Raw genomic sequence first — 13,791 nt, forward strand, 5'->3', positions numbered from 1 at the left:
TGCCGCGCTGGGGCAGCGCGGGCTCCCGCATCCATCACGCGGCCACCGCCTGCCGCTGCGCCTCTAGTTCGCGCACGAGCGGCAGCACGCGCCGGCCGAAGTACTCGACTTCCTCGATGAAATGCAGGAATCCGGCCAGCACGAGATCGACGCCGATCGCCTTCAGCGCGACGATCCGTTCCGCGATCTGCTGCGGCGTGCCGATCAGGTTCGTGCGGAAGCCGTCGTTGTACTGCACGAGATCCTCGAACGTGGATTTCGCCCAGTTGCCCTCGCCTTCCGGCGACGCCTTGCCGGCCTCTTTCACCGCATCGCCGAACGCATGCACGGCTTCGACGTGCGCGTGCCGGACGATGTCGTCGAGCACGGCCCGCGCCTCTTCCTCGGTGTCCCGCGCGATCACGAACGCGTTGACGCCGATGCGCACGCGATGGTTGTTCGCGGCCGCCTTCGCGCGGATATCGTCGATCTGCGCCTTCAGGTTCTCCGGCGTATTGCCGTTCGTGAAATACCAGTCGGACACGCTCGCCGCGTTGTCGCGCGCCGCGCGCGAGCTGCCGCCCTGGAAGATTTCCGGATGCGGTTTCTGCACGGGTTTCGGGCTCAGCGTGTAGTCGTTGAAGCGGTAGAAGTCGCCCTTGAACGTGAAGTTGTCCTGCGTCCAGATGCCCTTCAGCGCCTGAATGAATTCCTTCGAGCGCCGATAGCGCTCGTCGTGCTCGAGCCACGGCTCGCCGATCGCGGTGAATTCGCCCTTGAACCAGCCGCTCACGACGTTGATCGCGATGCGTCCGTTCGAGATGTGATCGATCGTCGCGAGCTGCTTCGCAACCACCGCCGGATGCCACGGCCCCGGCAGGATCGCGGCGAGCACCTTGAGCTTCGTCGTCGCATGCAGCAGCGCCTGGCTGAACGACACCGACTCGTGCTGGTATTCGGCGCCGTAGCCGGCCGTGAAGCGGATCTGGCTCAGCGCATAGTCGAAACCGGCCGCTTCGGCCGTGCGTGCGAGCTGCTGGTTGTATTCGAGGCTCCAGTCGGTGCGCTGCTCGATCGTGCTGACGACGAGGCCGCCGCTGACGTTCGGTACCCAGTAGGCGAATTTGACGCCATCGGCGGAAGAGTCGGTAAGGCTCATGAAGGTGTCCTGGTCGAAGGGGAAACGGAAACGGCCTACGCAGCCGCGGCGGAAAGCGCATGCGGACGCAGTTGCGGCACGGCGCGTTCCACGGCGAGCGCGATGCGCGCGCGCAGCGCCGGGTTCGCGATTTCGTATCGGTCGAAATCGCTTTCGGATGCGTACACGCCGATCGGCAGCGTGCGCGCCTGGAAGAAGCTGAACAGCGGCCGCAATTGATGATCGATCACGAGCGCATGACGCTCGCTGCCGCCGGTGGCGGCGAGCAGCACGGGCACGTCTACGAGCGCGTCGTGACGCACGAGGTCGAACAGGTGCTTGAAGAGGCCCGTGTATGACGCGCGATACACGGGGCTCGCGACGACGAGCGCATCGGCCGTCTCGATCGCGCGGATCCGCGCTTCGAGGTCAGCGGGCACCTGCGCGCGTGTCAGTGCACCGGCCAGCCGGCCGCCGATCTCGCCGAGTTCGATCAGCCGCGTATCGATCGGCAGCGCGACGCCGAGCGCCGCGACGATCGCGTCGGTCAGCGCCAGCGTGCGCGACGGCCGTTGCAGGCCGCCCGATATCGCGACCACGTTGATGGCATTGCTCATCGGTTGCATTCCCATTGTCGAGTCGGGCGCCAACGCACCCGTCACGTCATGGGTCCGCAAGGAGCGTGCCAATGCGGAGATCGCCATGAAAAGCGATCGTCTGCATGACGAAATGCGTCGCGATCGACGGCCTGTCGCGGCATATTCGCCGATCGCCGCATGTCGATAAGCGTGCCAGCCGGCGCATCACAACCATATTCCGCAGCGAGATGAATCACGGAAAACAGCTGTGCTGATTCGCTGCTTCCTGATCAGCAGCACGGTGTATGTCGTGGGCGTCTTTCCATTTCGGCTTGGAATCCGCAACGCACGCGGCACCCGTTCGCAGCGATCGCGCGCCGCCGCAACGCGGCACATCGCTGCAGCAGTGTCGAAATCGATGCTTTATCAACGTCCGTGCGCCACAATTCGCTTCACCGAACGACATCGCATTGCGCAACTGCGTCCAGCGCAGCAATCCGGCATTGGTTATCAGAAATCGATGTTTCCCGCGTGGCGCAAAACGTTGAACACTCTGCTGAATACGCAGCACCCGGGCAGCAATGTCCATCGTGGCCTGACCGATCCGTGCAGCGACCCGATGCCTACACAGCCATGACATCCCATTCCGTATCGCCTCGCGCGGCCGACCTGCGCGTCGTCACGCCGTCCCGCGACGAACCGGGCGCGTCTGACGCCCGGCAAACAGCCGAACGCCTCGCGCCCGTCCTCACGCTGCCCGACCGGCCTGCGCTCGCGACGTCGATCCGCACCCGCGCGCAGGTGTTCGTCGATCCGCGTTCGGTCGCGCTGCTCGAACGGATTCGCCTCGTCGCACCGAGCGACGCGAACGCGCTGATCGTCGGCGAGACGGGCACCGGCAAGGAACTGATCGCACGCCACGTGCACAGCCTCAGCCGCCGCAACAACGGGCCGTTCGTCGCCGTGAACTGCGGCGCGTTCTCCGAAACCCTGGTCGAGAGCGAACTGTTCGGCCACGAGAAAGGGGCGTTTACGGGCGCGTTCAGCGCGAAACCGGGCTGGTTCGAAGCCGCGAACGGCGGCACGCTGTTTCTCGACGAGATCGGCGACCTGCCGCTGTCGATGCAGGTCAAGCTGCTGCGCGTGCTGCAGGAGCGCGAGGTCGTGCGGCTCGGTTCGCGCACGAGCACGCCGATCGACGTGCGCGTGGTCGCCGCGACCAACGTCGACCTGCAGCAGGCGGTCGCGACCGGGCATTTTCGCGGCGACCTGTTCTACCGGCTCAACGTCGTGCAGTTCGCGGTGCCGACGCTGCGCGAGCGGCCGGGCGACATCCTGCCGCTCGCGCGCCACTTCTTCGACGACTACCGCAGCCGCCTCGGCTACGGGCCGCGCAGCATCGATCCGCGCGCCGAGCGCAGGCTCGAGGCGCACGGCTGGCCCGGCAATATCCGCGAACTGGAGAACGTGATCCATCATGCGCTGCTCGTAAGCCGCCACGATTCGCTGCAGGACACCGACCTGCACATTGCATCGCCGTGCATGCCGACGGCCGCCGCGCGCGCGCCGGATTCGTCCGCCGCCGCGCAGGACGCGCTCGAACGCGCGCTGCGCGACCTGTTCGACGACGGGCACGGCAACCTGTTCGAACGCATCGAGGACACCGTGATGCGCGTCGCGTTCGAGTTCAGCCACCGCAACCAGATCCAGGCGGCGCGGCTGCTCGGCATCAGCCGCAACGTGCTGCGCGCGCGGCTGATTCGCGCGAAGGAGATCGCGGCGGCGAAGTAGCGGCGTCCCCTGGGCGGACCATCGCTCGCCCCGGCACGGCACGATCGCGCCCGCGATCCGTGCAGCGACGTCCCGACCTGATGTATCGTGGCGCGAAGCGCGCGCCCGTCGCCGCATCCGGGCGGCGATGCCGACCCTGCCTGCGACAGGGCACCCGCACGAACATCCGCTGCACGAAAGCCGTCCGGCGCCCGCGCGGGCCCGACCGAGCCCCGTTCACCCGTCAGGAACCGTCGCCATGAAGAAGCTTGTGAACCGCCCGTCCGATGTCGTGCGAGAAATGCTGGAAGGCATCGCGCGGCAGTCGCCGCATCTCGCGATCCTCGGCGACGAGCTCGTGCTCGTCCGCCAGCCGCTGCCCGAGCCGGCGCAACGGCCCGTCGCGATCCTCTCCGGCGGCGGCAGCGGCCACGAGCCCGCGCATGGCGGCTACGTCGGCGAAGGGATGCTGAGCGCGGCCGTGTGCGGCGAAGTGTTCACGTCGCCGTCCACCGACGCCGTGCTCGCCGCGATCCGCGCGAGCGCCGGCCCGAACGGCGCGCTGCTGATCGTGAAGAACTACACGGGCGACCGGCTCAATTTCGGGCTCGCCGCCGAACTCGCGCGGGCGGAAGGCATTCCGGTCGAGACCGTCATCGTCGCCGACGACGTGTCGCTGCGCAGCCGTGTCGAGCGCGGCCAGCGGCGCGGGATCGCCGGCACCGTGCTGATCCACAAGCTCGCCGGCGCGGCCGCCGCGCGCGGGCTGCCGCTCGCCCGCGTCGCGGGAATCGCGCGCGACGCGGCGGCCGAGCTCGGCACGATGGGCGTCGCGCTCGACGGCTGCACGATCCCGGGCGCCGACAAGTCGGGCTTCAGCCTCGCCGATCACGAAATCGAGCTCGGCCTCGGCATCCACGGCGAGAAAGGTGTCGAACGCCGCGCGCCGCTGCCGGCCGACGCGCTGGTCGACACACTGCTGTCGAGCATCGTCGCCGATCTCGTGCTCGGCGGCGGCGAGCGCGTCGCGCTGTTCGTCAACGGTCTCGGCGCGACGCCGGACATGGAACTCGCGATCGTGCTGCGCGCCGCGTACGACAACCTGAGCCGGCGCGGCATCGTCGTCGCGCGCGCGTGGGCCGGCACCTTCCTGTCGGCGCTGAACATGCCCGGCTGCTCGATCTCGGTGCTGCGGCTGAACGAAGAACGCGCGGCGCTGCTCGACGCGCCGACGCAGGCGCGTGCATGGCCGGGCGGCGGTGCCGTGAATGCGCACATCCGCGTGGCTGCGGCCGACTCGCACGACGCGCCGCTGCCGCCGCTCGATGCGGCCGGCAGCGCATGGGCCGCGCGCCTGCAGCCGGCGCTGCACGCGGTCGCGCAGACCCTGATCGATCACGAGCAGACGCTGACCGACCTCGATGCGGCGGCCGGCGACGGCGATCTCGGCGCGAGCATGCTGCGTGCCGCACAGGCGATTCTCGAATTGCCCGAAGCCGTGTACGGCACGCCGGCCGGTGCGCTCGCGGCGCTTGGCGCCGCGTTGCGCCGTGCCATTGCAGGCAGTTCGGGACCGTTCTATGCGACCGCGCTGCTGCGCGCGTCGCGCCGGCTGGCCGATATCGCGGAGCCGTCGGCACGCGACTGGGCCGCGGCGTTCCGCGGTGCGGTGGATTCGATCAGCGAACTCGGCGGCGCGCACGCCGGCGACCGGACGATGCTCGATGCGCTGGTGCCGGCCGCCGATGCATTCGACCGAGCGCTCGACGGCGATCGCGATCCCGCGAGCGCCTGGACAGCGGCCGTCGAGGCCGCCGAACACGGCGCGCAGGAAACGGCGCGCATGACGCCGCGCGCGGGGCGTGCGAGCTATCTCGGCGAGCGCGCGATCGGCACGCCGGATGGGGGGGCCGTTGCGGTGTCGTACTGGGCGCGCGCGTTGCAGCCGCACGTGCGGTAAGCGCAAACGCGCCCGGGCGCGCCGGGCGCTATCTCGTCCGCCCGGGCAACAGCGTCGCCGATGAATGGAGGGAACGCAGAGCGTGCGCTATGCAACGGTCGCCGTAGCCTGCATCGTCAGCCAGCCATCCTGATCCTTCGCCCACAGCTCGATCGTCCCGCCGTCGTCCGACGGCTTGCCGCACAGCGTGAACGGCTGCCCGTCGAAGGCCGGGCGCACCGCGCGGAACGCAAAGCTCGCGAGCGTCGCGTCGGGCCGTTCGCGATGCACGAGATCGACGAGCAGCGTCGCGATCAGCGGGCCGTGCACGACGAGCCCCGGATAACCTTCCTCCTGCGTCACATAGCTGCGGTCGTAGTGGATGCGGTGACCGTTGAAGGTCAGTGCCGAATAGCGGAACAGCATCACGGCGTCGGCGGTAACGATGCGCGACCACGTTTCGCCCGCGGGCGCCGCGATCGGCTTCGGCGCGCTCGCGCCCGGCTGCGGCGCGTCGCGATAGACGATGTCGTGCTCTTCCTCGACGCACAGCTCGCCGTCGCACTCGATCCGGTGCTGCACCGTCACGAACACGAGCCGGCCGCTGCGGCCCGTCTTGTCCTCGATGTTCGCGATCGTCGATTCGCGCGTCGCGCTGCGCCCCGCGCGCAGCGGCGCGTGAAACGTCAGGCGGCCGCCGGCCCACATGCGGCGCGGCAGCGGCACAGGCGGCAGGAAGCCGCCCCGCTTCGGGTGGCCGTCGGGGCCGACTTCGGCCATCGGCGCGACCGGCAGGAAGTAGAGCCAGTGCCACAGCGGCGGTACGACATCGCCGGGCGACGGGCGGTCGAGCGTGGCGGCCAGCGCGTTCAGCGGGAATGCGGTGATGTCGTCGTCGAGCGTTTCGGTCTTGCCGAGCCACGCGTCGATCGACGCCGCGTCGGCGGGCTGGGAAGATGAGGTCGACACGTGTGAAGTCTCCGATACGGTTGCAATGATCCTAATATGCACGCCGCGCGCCGTTTCGCGAACCCTCGCTCCGCATTTTCCTGACGCGCAGCCCTGCCCGACGGATCTCGTCCGACTATTCGATATAGTTGCCGCGCCTGCCCCACGCGCCTCCCGGACACCAACCTTACAGCTTGACCATCGCCGGCACGCTGCCTAAATTGCTTCAAACGGGCCGGCCGGGCCACGCGCGACATGACACGCGGGTGACAACAAACCGATAGTTTGCTATCGAATGTTTTTGCTCCTATCATCTCGCCCATGACCAATCTGCACGACCTCCGCCTCGCCGTCAGCAGCCTGCTCGTGCTGTCCGCGCGCAAGTGGCGCCGTACCAGCGACGGCGTGCTGAACGCGTACAACGTGTCCGAAGCCTGCGCGACGCCGCTGTTGATCGCCGGCCGCCTCGGCGAAGGTGTACGGCAGGGCACGCTCGCCGAACATGTCGGCATCGAAGGGCCGTCGCTCGTGCGCCTGCTCGACCAGCTGTGCGCGGCCGGCCTCGCGCGCCGTGACGAGGATCCGCACGACCGGCGCGCGAAAACGATCTCGCTGACGGCCGCCGGCCGCGCGGTCACCGCGAAGATGGAGAAAGACCTGCGCGTGCTGCGCGCACAGGTGCTCAAGGGCGTCACGCGCGCCGACCTCGAAACGACACTGCGCGTGCTGAACGCATTCAACGCGTCCGACGCGGTGCAGCCCGCGCCGCACCCGCCCCACGCCGCCGACTCCGCGTCATGACCTATCCGAGCCTTCGCGACTGGCTGTTCTCGGGCAAGACGTTCGCCGCGTCGATGCTGGCGCTGTACCTCGGCCTGTATTTCCAGTTGCCGCGCCCTTACTGGGCGATGGCGAGCGTCTACATCGTGTCGAACCCGTTCGTCGGCGCGACGCGCTCGAAGGCGCTGTATCGCGCGCTCGGCACCGCGCTCGGCGCGGCCGCCGCGATCTTCTTTGTACCGCCGTTCGTCGAAACGCCGATCCTGTTCAGCATCATCGTCGCGACGTGGTGCGGCACGCTGCTCTACCTCGCGATCTCCGACCGCACCGCGCGCAGCTACGTGTTCATGCTCGCCGGTTATACGATGCCGCTGATCGCGCTGCCGACCGTGACCGATCCGTCCACGGTATTCGACGTCGCGATCGCGCGCACCGAGGAAATCGTGCTCGGCATCGTGTGCGCGAGCGTGGTCGGCAGTGCCGTGTTCCCGAACCGGCTCGCGCCGACGCTGATCGAGCGCACCGACGCATGGTTCAAGGACGCCGCGTTCTACGGTCGCGAGACGCTGTCCGGGCATATCGCCGGCAAGGCGCTGTCCGCGTGCCGGCAGCGCCTCGCGACGACGATCACCGGCCTCGAATTCCTGCTGAGCCAGTTGGGTTACGACCATGCGCATCCGAGCATCCTCGCACGCGCGCAGGCGCTCGCGGGCCGGATGCAGTTGTTCCTGCCGCTGATGTCGTCGCTCGCCGATCCGCTGATCGCGCTGATGCGCGACCTGCACGTGCGCCCGCCCGCGCTCGACGCGCTGCTGGCCGACGCCGCGAAGTGGTTCGACGCACCGCTGCCGGCCGTGAAATCCGGCGCCGACGGCGACATGGCGCATGATCCGGTCGCGGACAATCTGCGCGAGCGCATCGCCGCGCTGCAGCCCGCCGACAGTGCGCTGACGAGCTGGGACGGTGCGCTGCTGTCGAATGCGCTGTGGCGGCTGCGCCAGGTCATCGACATCTGGCAGGACTGCCGCTCGCTGCGCGCGCTGATCGCGAACGAGTCAGGCGTCTGGCAGCCGCGCTACCGGCACTGGCGGCTCGGCGGCACCGAACACTTCTTCGATCGCGGGATGATGCTGTTCTCCACGCTGACCGTCGTGCTCGCGATCGTGTTCGCGTGCTGGCTGTGGATCTCGTCCGGCTGGCACGACGGCGCGGCCGCCGTCACGCTCGTGGCCGTATCGTGCAGCTTCTTCGCCGCGCTCGACGAGCCCGCGCCGCTGGTGTTCAAGTTCTTCCTGTCGACGGCCGCGAGCGTCGTGTTCGCGGGCCTGTACCTGTTCGTCGTGCTGCCGCACGTGCACGACTTCGCGATGCTCGTGCTGATGTTCGCGGGCCCGTTCATCCTGATCGGCACGCTGCTGCCGCGCCCGCAGTTCAACATGGTGACGATGCTCGTCGCGGTGAATACGGCCACCTTCATCAGCATCCAGAGCGCATACGAAGCCGACTTCTTCGTGTTCCTGAACAGCAATCTCGCCGGCGTTGCCGGGCTGTTGTTCGCGTACCTGTGGACACGCGCGACGCGGCCGTTCGGCGCGGAACTCGCGGTGCGGCGCCTGCTGCGCTCGGGCTGGGAGGACGTCGTGCGCTCCGCATCGACACAGCCGCTCGACGACCAGCGCAACCACGCATCGCGGATGCTCGATCGCGTCACGCAACTGCTGCCGCGCCTCGGCGCATCCGACGACCACCGCCACCCGTCGATCGAAAGCTTCCGCGACCTGCGCATCGCGCTGAACGCGCTCGACCTGCGCCGCTCACGCCGCCGGCTGTCGGGCGACGTGCCCGACGCGATCGATCGCGTGCTCGCCGGCGTCACCGACCACTACGCGCGCTGCGCGGCCGCGAACGCGCGCCAGCCCGCGCCGCCGGCGCTGCTTGCGTCGATCGACGACGCACTGCACCGCGTGGCCGGCCGCAACCTGCCGGGCACCGCACCGGCCGACGGCAGCACGGCACCAGCGGCGCCGGCCACGCCCGCCACGCACCGCCGGCTGCGCGACACGCTGCACGCGCTCGTCGGCCTGCGCCTGTCGCTGTATCCGGCCGCGGCCGCACAAGCGCCGCAGGCACCGGGCGGAGCACGCGCATGATCCGGCTTGCCAACCCGTCCTTCCGAGCGCGACCATGATCGGCGAAATCGACATCTTCGGCGTATTCGTGCCGGCTCCGCTCGTGTTGATGCTGATCGCCTACCTGATCAACATCGTCGTGCGCGCGGTGCTCGAGCGCGTCGGCTTCTACCGCCTCGTCTGGCACCGTTCGATCTTCGACCTCGGCATCTACGTGTTCGTGTTTGCCGCCGTCGTGATCGTTTCCCACCATCTCGCGGCTACCTAACGTGAAAAAATCCTGGCTCTCGGCAGGGCAAATCCTGCTCACCCTGATCGTCGTCGTCGTGGCCGGCCTCGTGCTGTGGCGGATCATCAACTACTACATGTTCTCGCCGTGGACGCGCGACGGGCACGTGCGCGCCGACGTGATCCAGGTCGCGCCGGACGTGTCGGGCCTCATCACGTCGGTGCAGGTCGCCGACAACCAGGAGGTCAGGCGCGGCCAGGTGCTGTTCGTGATCGACCAGGCCCGCTACACGCTCGCGGAACGGCTCGCCGAAGCGACGCTCGCGCAGCGCCGCGCGACGCTCGCCCAGGCGAAGCGCGAATACGCGCGCAACCTGCAGCTCGGCAACCTCGTCGCAAGCGAGCAGGTCGAGGAAAGCCGCACGCGCGTCGAACAGGGCGAGGCCGCCGTCGCCGATGCGCAGGTGTCGCTCGACACCGCGAAACTGAACCTGCAGCGCACGACGATCGTGAGCCCGGTCGACGGCTACCTGAACGACCGCGCGCCGCGCGTCGGCGAATACGTGCCGGCCGGCCGCGCGGTGCTGTCGGTCGTCGACCGCAATTCGTTCCGCGTCGACGGCTACTTCGAGGAAACCAAGCTGCGCGGCATTCATATCGGCCAGCCGGTCGACATCGTCGTGATGGGCGAGCCGCATGCGCTGCGCGGCCACGTGCAGAGCATCGTCGCCGCGATCGAGGACCGTGACCGCACGCAGGGTGCGAACCTGCTGCCGAACGTGAACCCGGCATTCAGCTGGGTGCGGCTGGCGCAGCGCGTGCCGGTGCGCGTCGTGCTCGACGAGGTGCCCGACGACTTCCGGATGATCGCGGGCCGCACCGCGACGGTTTCGATGCGCGAAGCCGACACGCGCCGCCGCGACAACGCGAAGCCGGCTGCCGCCAGCGCGACGTCGGCAGTCGCGCCGGTATCGACGGCTTCCGGTGCGGCCGCAAGCACGGCGGGAGCATCGCGATGAAACGGCACGGTCTGCGCCTCGCGGCGGCACTCGCGCCGCTCGCGCTCGCACTCGGCGCGTGCAAGTCCGTCGGCCCCGATTACACGCTGCCGCAGCAGGCGTACGTGAATGCGCCGCTGGCGAACCACGCGCTCGACGACGCGAACGGCATGCTCGTATCGCGTGACGCCGTGCCCGGCAACTGGTGGCAGCTATACGACGATCCCGTGCTCGACGAACTCGTGCGCAGCGCGCTGAAGTCGAACACCGACCTGCGCGTCGCCGCTGCCAACCTCGCGCGCTCGCGTGCGGCGCTGGAAGTCGCGAACGAACAGGGCGGGTTCTCGGGCGGCGCGGAGGCGGGCGTGCAACGCGCGCAGGAATCGGCTGAACAGTACCTGCTCGAAAACAAGCTGCCGGTCGTCAACGAAGGTGCGGTCGGCATCAACGTGTCGTACGAGATCGACCTGTTCGGCAAGCTGCGGCGCGGCGTCGAAGCCGCGCGCGCGGACAGCGAAGCCGTCAGGGCGGCCGGCGACCTGGCACGCATCACGGTCGTCGCCGACGTGGTGCGGGCGTACGTCGAATCGTGCTCGGCCGGCGACGAACTGGCGATCGCGAAACAGTCGCTCGCGCTGCAGAAGCAGCGCGTCGCGCTGTCGCAGCGGCTGCGCGATGCCGGGCGCGGCAACCAGACCGATGTGACGCGCGGCGTGACGCAGGTGCGCACGCTCGCCGCCGATATCCCGCGCTTCGAAGGCCGCCGCGAGGTCGCGCAATACCAGCTCGCCGCGCTGCTCGCGCGCTCGCCGGCCGACCTGCCGAAGGCCGTCGCCGAATGCGAACGCCTGCCTAAGCTGCGCCAGCCGATTCCGATCGGCGACGGCGCCGCGCTGCTGCGCCGCCGCCCCGACGTTCGCGAAGCCGAGCGGCAGCTTGCCGCGGCAACCGCGCGAATCGGCGTGGCGACCGCCGCGCTGTACCCGTCGATCAGCATCGGCGCGTCGGCCGGCTCGGTCGGCCTCGCCGCCGACCTGTTTTCGTCCACGACCAATCGCTGGTCGTTTGGACCACTGATCAGCTGGTCATTCCCCGTCAACGGCCAGCGTGCGCGTGTACGCGAAGCCGAGGCTGCGACGGGCGGCGCGCTCGCGCACTTCGACGGTGTCGTGCTGAACGCGCTGCGCGAAACGCAGTCGAGCCTCGCGACCTATGCCGCCGACGTGCAGCGCACCGATGCGCTGCGTACGGCCTACGAATCGGCGCGCCATTCCGCCGACGAAACCCATCGTCTCTACGCGGCCGGCCGCGAGTCGTTCCTTTCCGACCTCGATGCGACGCGCACGCTGACGAGCGTGCAGGCACAGGTCGCGGCGGCCGAAGGGCAGGTCGCCGCCGATCAGGTGCGGCTGTTCCTCGCGCTTGGCGGCGGATGGGACAGCGACAACGCGGCGACCGCGGGGGATGCCCGGCCCACCGCCGCGCGTGCCGCCTCGACACGCGCGGCGAACGAGTAATGGCCCCAGCGTCATAGATCTCGGTATATGGCGCCGGCTTCGTGAAACGCCGTGCGCAAACGGGTTTTCCTGATTCGCGCCATAGCATCCGGAGAACGACGGACGCCCGCGTTGACGGTAAACTGCCCGATGCACTTCCATTCATCTTCCGCTGCCGCTCCGGCAGCGGCATCCCCTCGGAGAGTCATCATGCGAACCAGCGCCCGCAACCATTTCGCCGGCCAGATCAGCGCCGTCAAGCCCGGTGCCGTCAACGACGAAATCACGCTCCGCACGCAGGACGGCCTCGACATCGTCGCCGTGATCACTCACGGCAGCGCGGCTTCGCTGGGCCTCGCGGCCGGCACGCAGGCGTTCGCGCTCGTCAAGGCATCGTCGGTCATCGTGATGGTCGACATCGACAGCAGCAAGGTGTCGGCCCGCAACTGCGTCGCGGGCACCGTATCGTCGGTCGCGAAGGGTGCGGTCAATTCGGAAGTCGTGATCCAGGCCGCGGGCGGCGCCGAAATCGTCGCGATCGTGACCAACGACAGCGTCGATCGTCTCGGCCTCGCGAGCGGCACGGCCGCGGCTGCGATCTTCAAGGCATCGAGCGTGATCGTCGGCGTCGAGTGATCGCATGACGAGCGCCGCGATCGTGATCCGGTGTGCGCCGCGCATTCGCGCGGGTCGTGTCGCCCGGCCGTCACGCGAGTGCACACGATGATCGCCGCACTCGATCGCACCGAACCGCCCTCGCATGAACGGGCGTTGCAGTCGCTGCTGCTCGCGGCGGCCAACGCCGACACGCCCGACGCTCGCCTGTTCGGCGCCCTCGTTGCGGCACGCGCGCGCCGCAACGAACTCGGGCTGCTCGGCCTGTCTCATGCGCAGTTGGCTGGCCTGCTTGCGCGCCGGTTTCCGCGCCTGCCTTCCCCCGATGCCGCCGCACTCGTGTCGACGGTTGCGATGGCGCTGCTGCCATCCACCCACGCGGCATTCATCGCGACGCTGCACACGCGGCTGATGGACGACGCGAATCCCGCCGCGACCCGCGACGACGCCGACTGCCTCGCGTCGATCATCGCGCATGCGTGCCTGCGCCCCGATCATCTGTGGCGCGACCTCGGGCTCGACGGACGCGATGCGGTATCGGCGATGCTCGATCGCTATTTCCCCGCACTCGCCGCGCGCAACGTCGCTCACCTGCGCTGGAAAAAATTCCTCGCACAGGAAGTGGCTGCATCGCTCGGCATACCACCGGGGCCCGCCCCCGGATGCCCGGGCTGCGAAGATTTCGGCTTCTGCTTTCCTCACGCGCGATAGCCGCCGCGGCGGCTGCGCTGCCCGCGCGTTTCGTCGCATCGCCAACCGGAGAAACCGCCTTGACCGACATTGCGAGCCCCAACCTGCCGTCGCGCGATTTCGAAACCACGTCCCGCTTCTACGAGAAACTGGGGTTCGTCGAAACGTGGCGCGACGACGGCTGGATGATCCTCAAACGCGGTGACCTGTTGCTGGAATTCTTTCCGCACCCCGAACTCGATCCGGCCGCGAGCTGGTTCAGTTGCTGTTTCCGGCTCGCGGATGTCGGCGCCTTCTTCGACGACATGCTCGCAGCCGGCATTCCGGAGCAACGGACCGGCTGGCCGCGTGCGCACCGGCCGACACGCGAAGCGTGGGGCGGCACGGTCGGCGCACTGATCGATCCGGACGGTTCGCTGATCCGGTTGATCCAGACGGAAGACCAGGCACGCCCCCTGTCGCTGCCGCGATCGAGCGGCGATGGAAATACACGGGCGTACGAT

General features: G+C 68.9%; 13 protein-coding genes and 1 pseudogene. 11 read left to right on the forward strand and 3 right to left on the reverse strand.

Annotated elements, in window-relative coordinates:
* Positions 1-34 precede the first annotated feature (34 nt).
* Both sfnG and msuE read right to left on the reverse strand, forming a co-directional pair.
* Entirely contained in the window at positions 35-1,138 is a 1,104-nt protein-coding gene (sfnG, locus tag ACNQQL_RS09215; RefSeq protein WP_347063925.1) for a dimethylsulfone monooxygenase SfnG, read from the reverse strand.
* Positions 1,139-1,173: 35 nt separating this feature from the next.
* Complete coding sequence (msuE, locus tag ACNQQL_RS09220) at positions 1,174-1,734, reverse strand: FMN reductase (RefSeq protein ID WP_072440639.1); 561 nt, start codon at positions 1,732-1,734, stop codon at positions 1,174-1,176.
* Between the two features lie 229 nt (positions 1,735-1,963).
* Here msuE and ACNQQL_RS09225 point away from each other — a divergent pair, with 229 nt between their 5' ends.
* The 3 genes from ACNQQL_RS09225 to ACNQQL_RS09235 all read left to right on the forward strand — a co-directional run bounded on the left by ACNQQL_RS09225 (position 1,964) and on the right by ACNQQL_RS09235 (position 5,425).
* Positions 1,964-2,332 carry a hypothetical protein gene (locus ACNQQL_RS09225; RefSeq protein WP_347063926.1) on the forward strand — a complete coding sequence of 123 codons (369 nt, stop codon included), beginning with the start codon at positions 1,964-1,966 and terminating at the stop codon, positions 2,330-2,332.
* Positions 2,329-3,486: a sigma-54 interaction domain-containing protein gene (locus tag ACNQQL_RS09230; RefSeq protein WP_347063927.1), complete on the forward strand. Its 1,158-nt coding sequence runs from the start codon at positions 2,329-2,331 to the stop codon at positions 3,484-3,486. Before ACNQQL_RS09225 ends, ACNQQL_RS09230 begins: the two co-directional genes overlap by 4 nt.
* A 238-nt stretch (positions 3,487-3,724) precedes the next feature.
* The gene (locus ACNQQL_RS09235; RefSeq protein WP_347063928.1) at positions 3,725-5,425 is read left to right on the forward strand and encodes a dihydroxyacetone kinase family protein; all 1,701 of its coding nucleotides are present in this window, start codon (positions 3,725-3,727) and stop codon (positions 5,423-5,425) included.
* A gap of 87 nt (positions 5,426-5,512) precedes the next feature.
* Here ACNQQL_RS09235 and ACNQQL_RS09240 read toward each other — a convergent pair whose 3' ends face one another.
* Positions 5,513-6,373, reverse strand: a complete 861-nt coding sequence (locus tag ACNQQL_RS09240) for an FAS1-like dehydratase domain-containing protein (RefSeq protein WP_347063929.1) — start codon at positions 6,371-6,373, stop codon at positions 5,513-5,515.
* Positions 6,374-6,673: 300 nt separating this feature from the next.
* Between ACNQQL_RS09240 and ACNQQL_RS09245 the strand changes: the two genes are divergently transcribed.
* The 8 genes and pseudogenes from ACNQQL_RS09245 to ACNQQL_RS09280 all read left to right on the forward strand — a co-directional run.
* Positions 6,674-7,153 (forward strand): MarR family winged helix-turn-helix transcriptional regulator, encoded by a 480-nt coding sequence (locus ACNQQL_RS09245; RefSeq protein ID WP_347063930.1) that lies wholly within the window; start codon positions 6,674-6,676, stop codon positions 7,151-7,153.
* Positions 7,150-9,282, forward strand: coding sequence for an FUSC family protein (locus ACNQQL_RS09250; protein ID WP_347063931.1), 2,133 nt, complete (start codon positions 7,150-7,152; stop codon positions 9,280-9,282). Before ACNQQL_RS09245 ends, ACNQQL_RS09250 begins: the two co-directional genes overlap by 4 nt.
* A 34-nt stretch (positions 9,283-9,316) precedes the next feature.
* A complete protein-coding gene (locus ACNQQL_RS09255; protein WP_034182541.1) occupies positions 9,317-9,529 on the forward strand; it encodes a DUF1656 domain-containing protein in 213 nt (70 codons plus the stop codon).
* Position 9,530: 1 nt separating this feature from the next.
* Positions 9,531-10,508 carry an HlyD family secretion protein gene (locus tag ACNQQL_RS09260; RefSeq protein ID WP_204420943.1) on the forward strand — a complete coding sequence of 326 codons (978 nt, stop codon included), beginning with the start codon at positions 9,531-9,533 and terminating at the stop codon, positions 10,506-10,508.
* On the forward strand, positions 10,505-12,004 hold the full coding sequence (locus tag ACNQQL_RS09265) for an efflux transporter outer membrane subunit (protein WP_347063932.1): 1,500 nt from the start codon (positions 10,505-10,507) through the stop codon (positions 12,002-12,004). Before ACNQQL_RS09260 ends, ACNQQL_RS09265 begins: the two co-directional genes overlap by 4 nt.
* Positions 12,005-12,193: 189 nt before the next feature.
* The gene (locus ACNQQL_RS09270; RefSeq protein ID WP_347063933.1) at positions 12,194-12,619 is read left to right on the forward strand and encodes a TOBE domain-containing protein; all 426 of its coding nucleotides are present in this window, start codon (positions 12,194-12,196) and stop codon (positions 12,617-12,619) included.
* Positions 12,620-12,706: 87 nt separating this feature from the next.
* Positions 12,707-13,309, forward strand: a complete 603-nt coding sequence (locus ACNQQL_RS09275) for a nitrogen fixation protein NifQ (protein ID WP_347063934.1) — start codon at positions 12,707-12,709, stop codon at positions 13,307-13,309.
* Positions 13,310-13,368: 59 nt separating this feature from the next.
* Positions 13,369-13,728 (forward strand): annotated as a pseudogene (locus ACNQQL_RS09280) (bleomycin resistance protein); the annotation flags it as partial.
* Positions 13,729-13,791 lie beyond the last annotated feature (63 nt).

The sequence above is a fragment of the Burkholderia sp. LFS061 genome, from assembly GCF_047978125.1.
Classification (GTDB): Bacteria; Pseudomonadota; Gammaproteobacteria; order Burkholderiales; family Burkholderiaceae; genus Burkholderia; species Burkholderia pyrrocinia_C.

Coding starts and splice junctions, on each gene's coding strand:
- ACNQQL_RS09230 (WP_347063927.1), top strand. CDS start 2,329: ATGACATCCCATTCCGTATCGCCTCGCGCGGCCGACCTGCGCGTCGTC.
- ACNQQL_RS09270 (WP_347063933.1), top strand. CDS start 12,194: ATGCGAACCAGCGCCCGCAACCATTTCGCCGGCCAGATCAGCGCCGTC.
- ACNQQL_RS09245 (WP_347063930.1), top strand. CDS start 6,674: ATGACCAATCTGCACGACCTCCGCCTCGCCGTCAGCAGCCTGCTCGTG.
- msuE (WP_072440639.1), bottom strand. CDS start 1,734: ATGAGCAATGCCATCAACGTGGTCGCGATATCGGGCGGCCTGCAACGG.
- ACNQQL_RS09265 (WP_347063932.1), top strand. CDS start 10,505: ATGAAACGGCACGGTCTGCGCCTCGCGGCGGCACTCGCGCCGCTCGCG.
- ACNQQL_RS09235 (WP_347063928.1), top strand. CDS start 3,725: ATGAAGAAGCTTGTGAACCGCCCGTCCGATGTCGTGCGAGAAATGCTG.
- ACNQQL_RS09275 (WP_347063934.1), top strand. CDS start 12,707: ATGATCGCCGCACTCGATCGCACCGAACCGCCCTCGCATGAACGGGCG.
- ACNQQL_RS09255 (WP_034182541.1), top strand. CDS start 9,317: ATGATCGGCGAAATCGACATCTTCGGCGTATTCGTGCCGGCTCCGCTC.
- sfnG (WP_347063925.1), bottom strand. CDS start 1,138: ATGAGCCTTACCGACTCTTCCGCCGATGGCGTCAAATTCGCCTACTGG.
- ACNQQL_RS09250 (WP_347063931.1), top strand. CDS start 7,150: ATGACCTATCCGAGCCTTCGCGACTGGCTGTTCTCGGGCAAGACGTTC.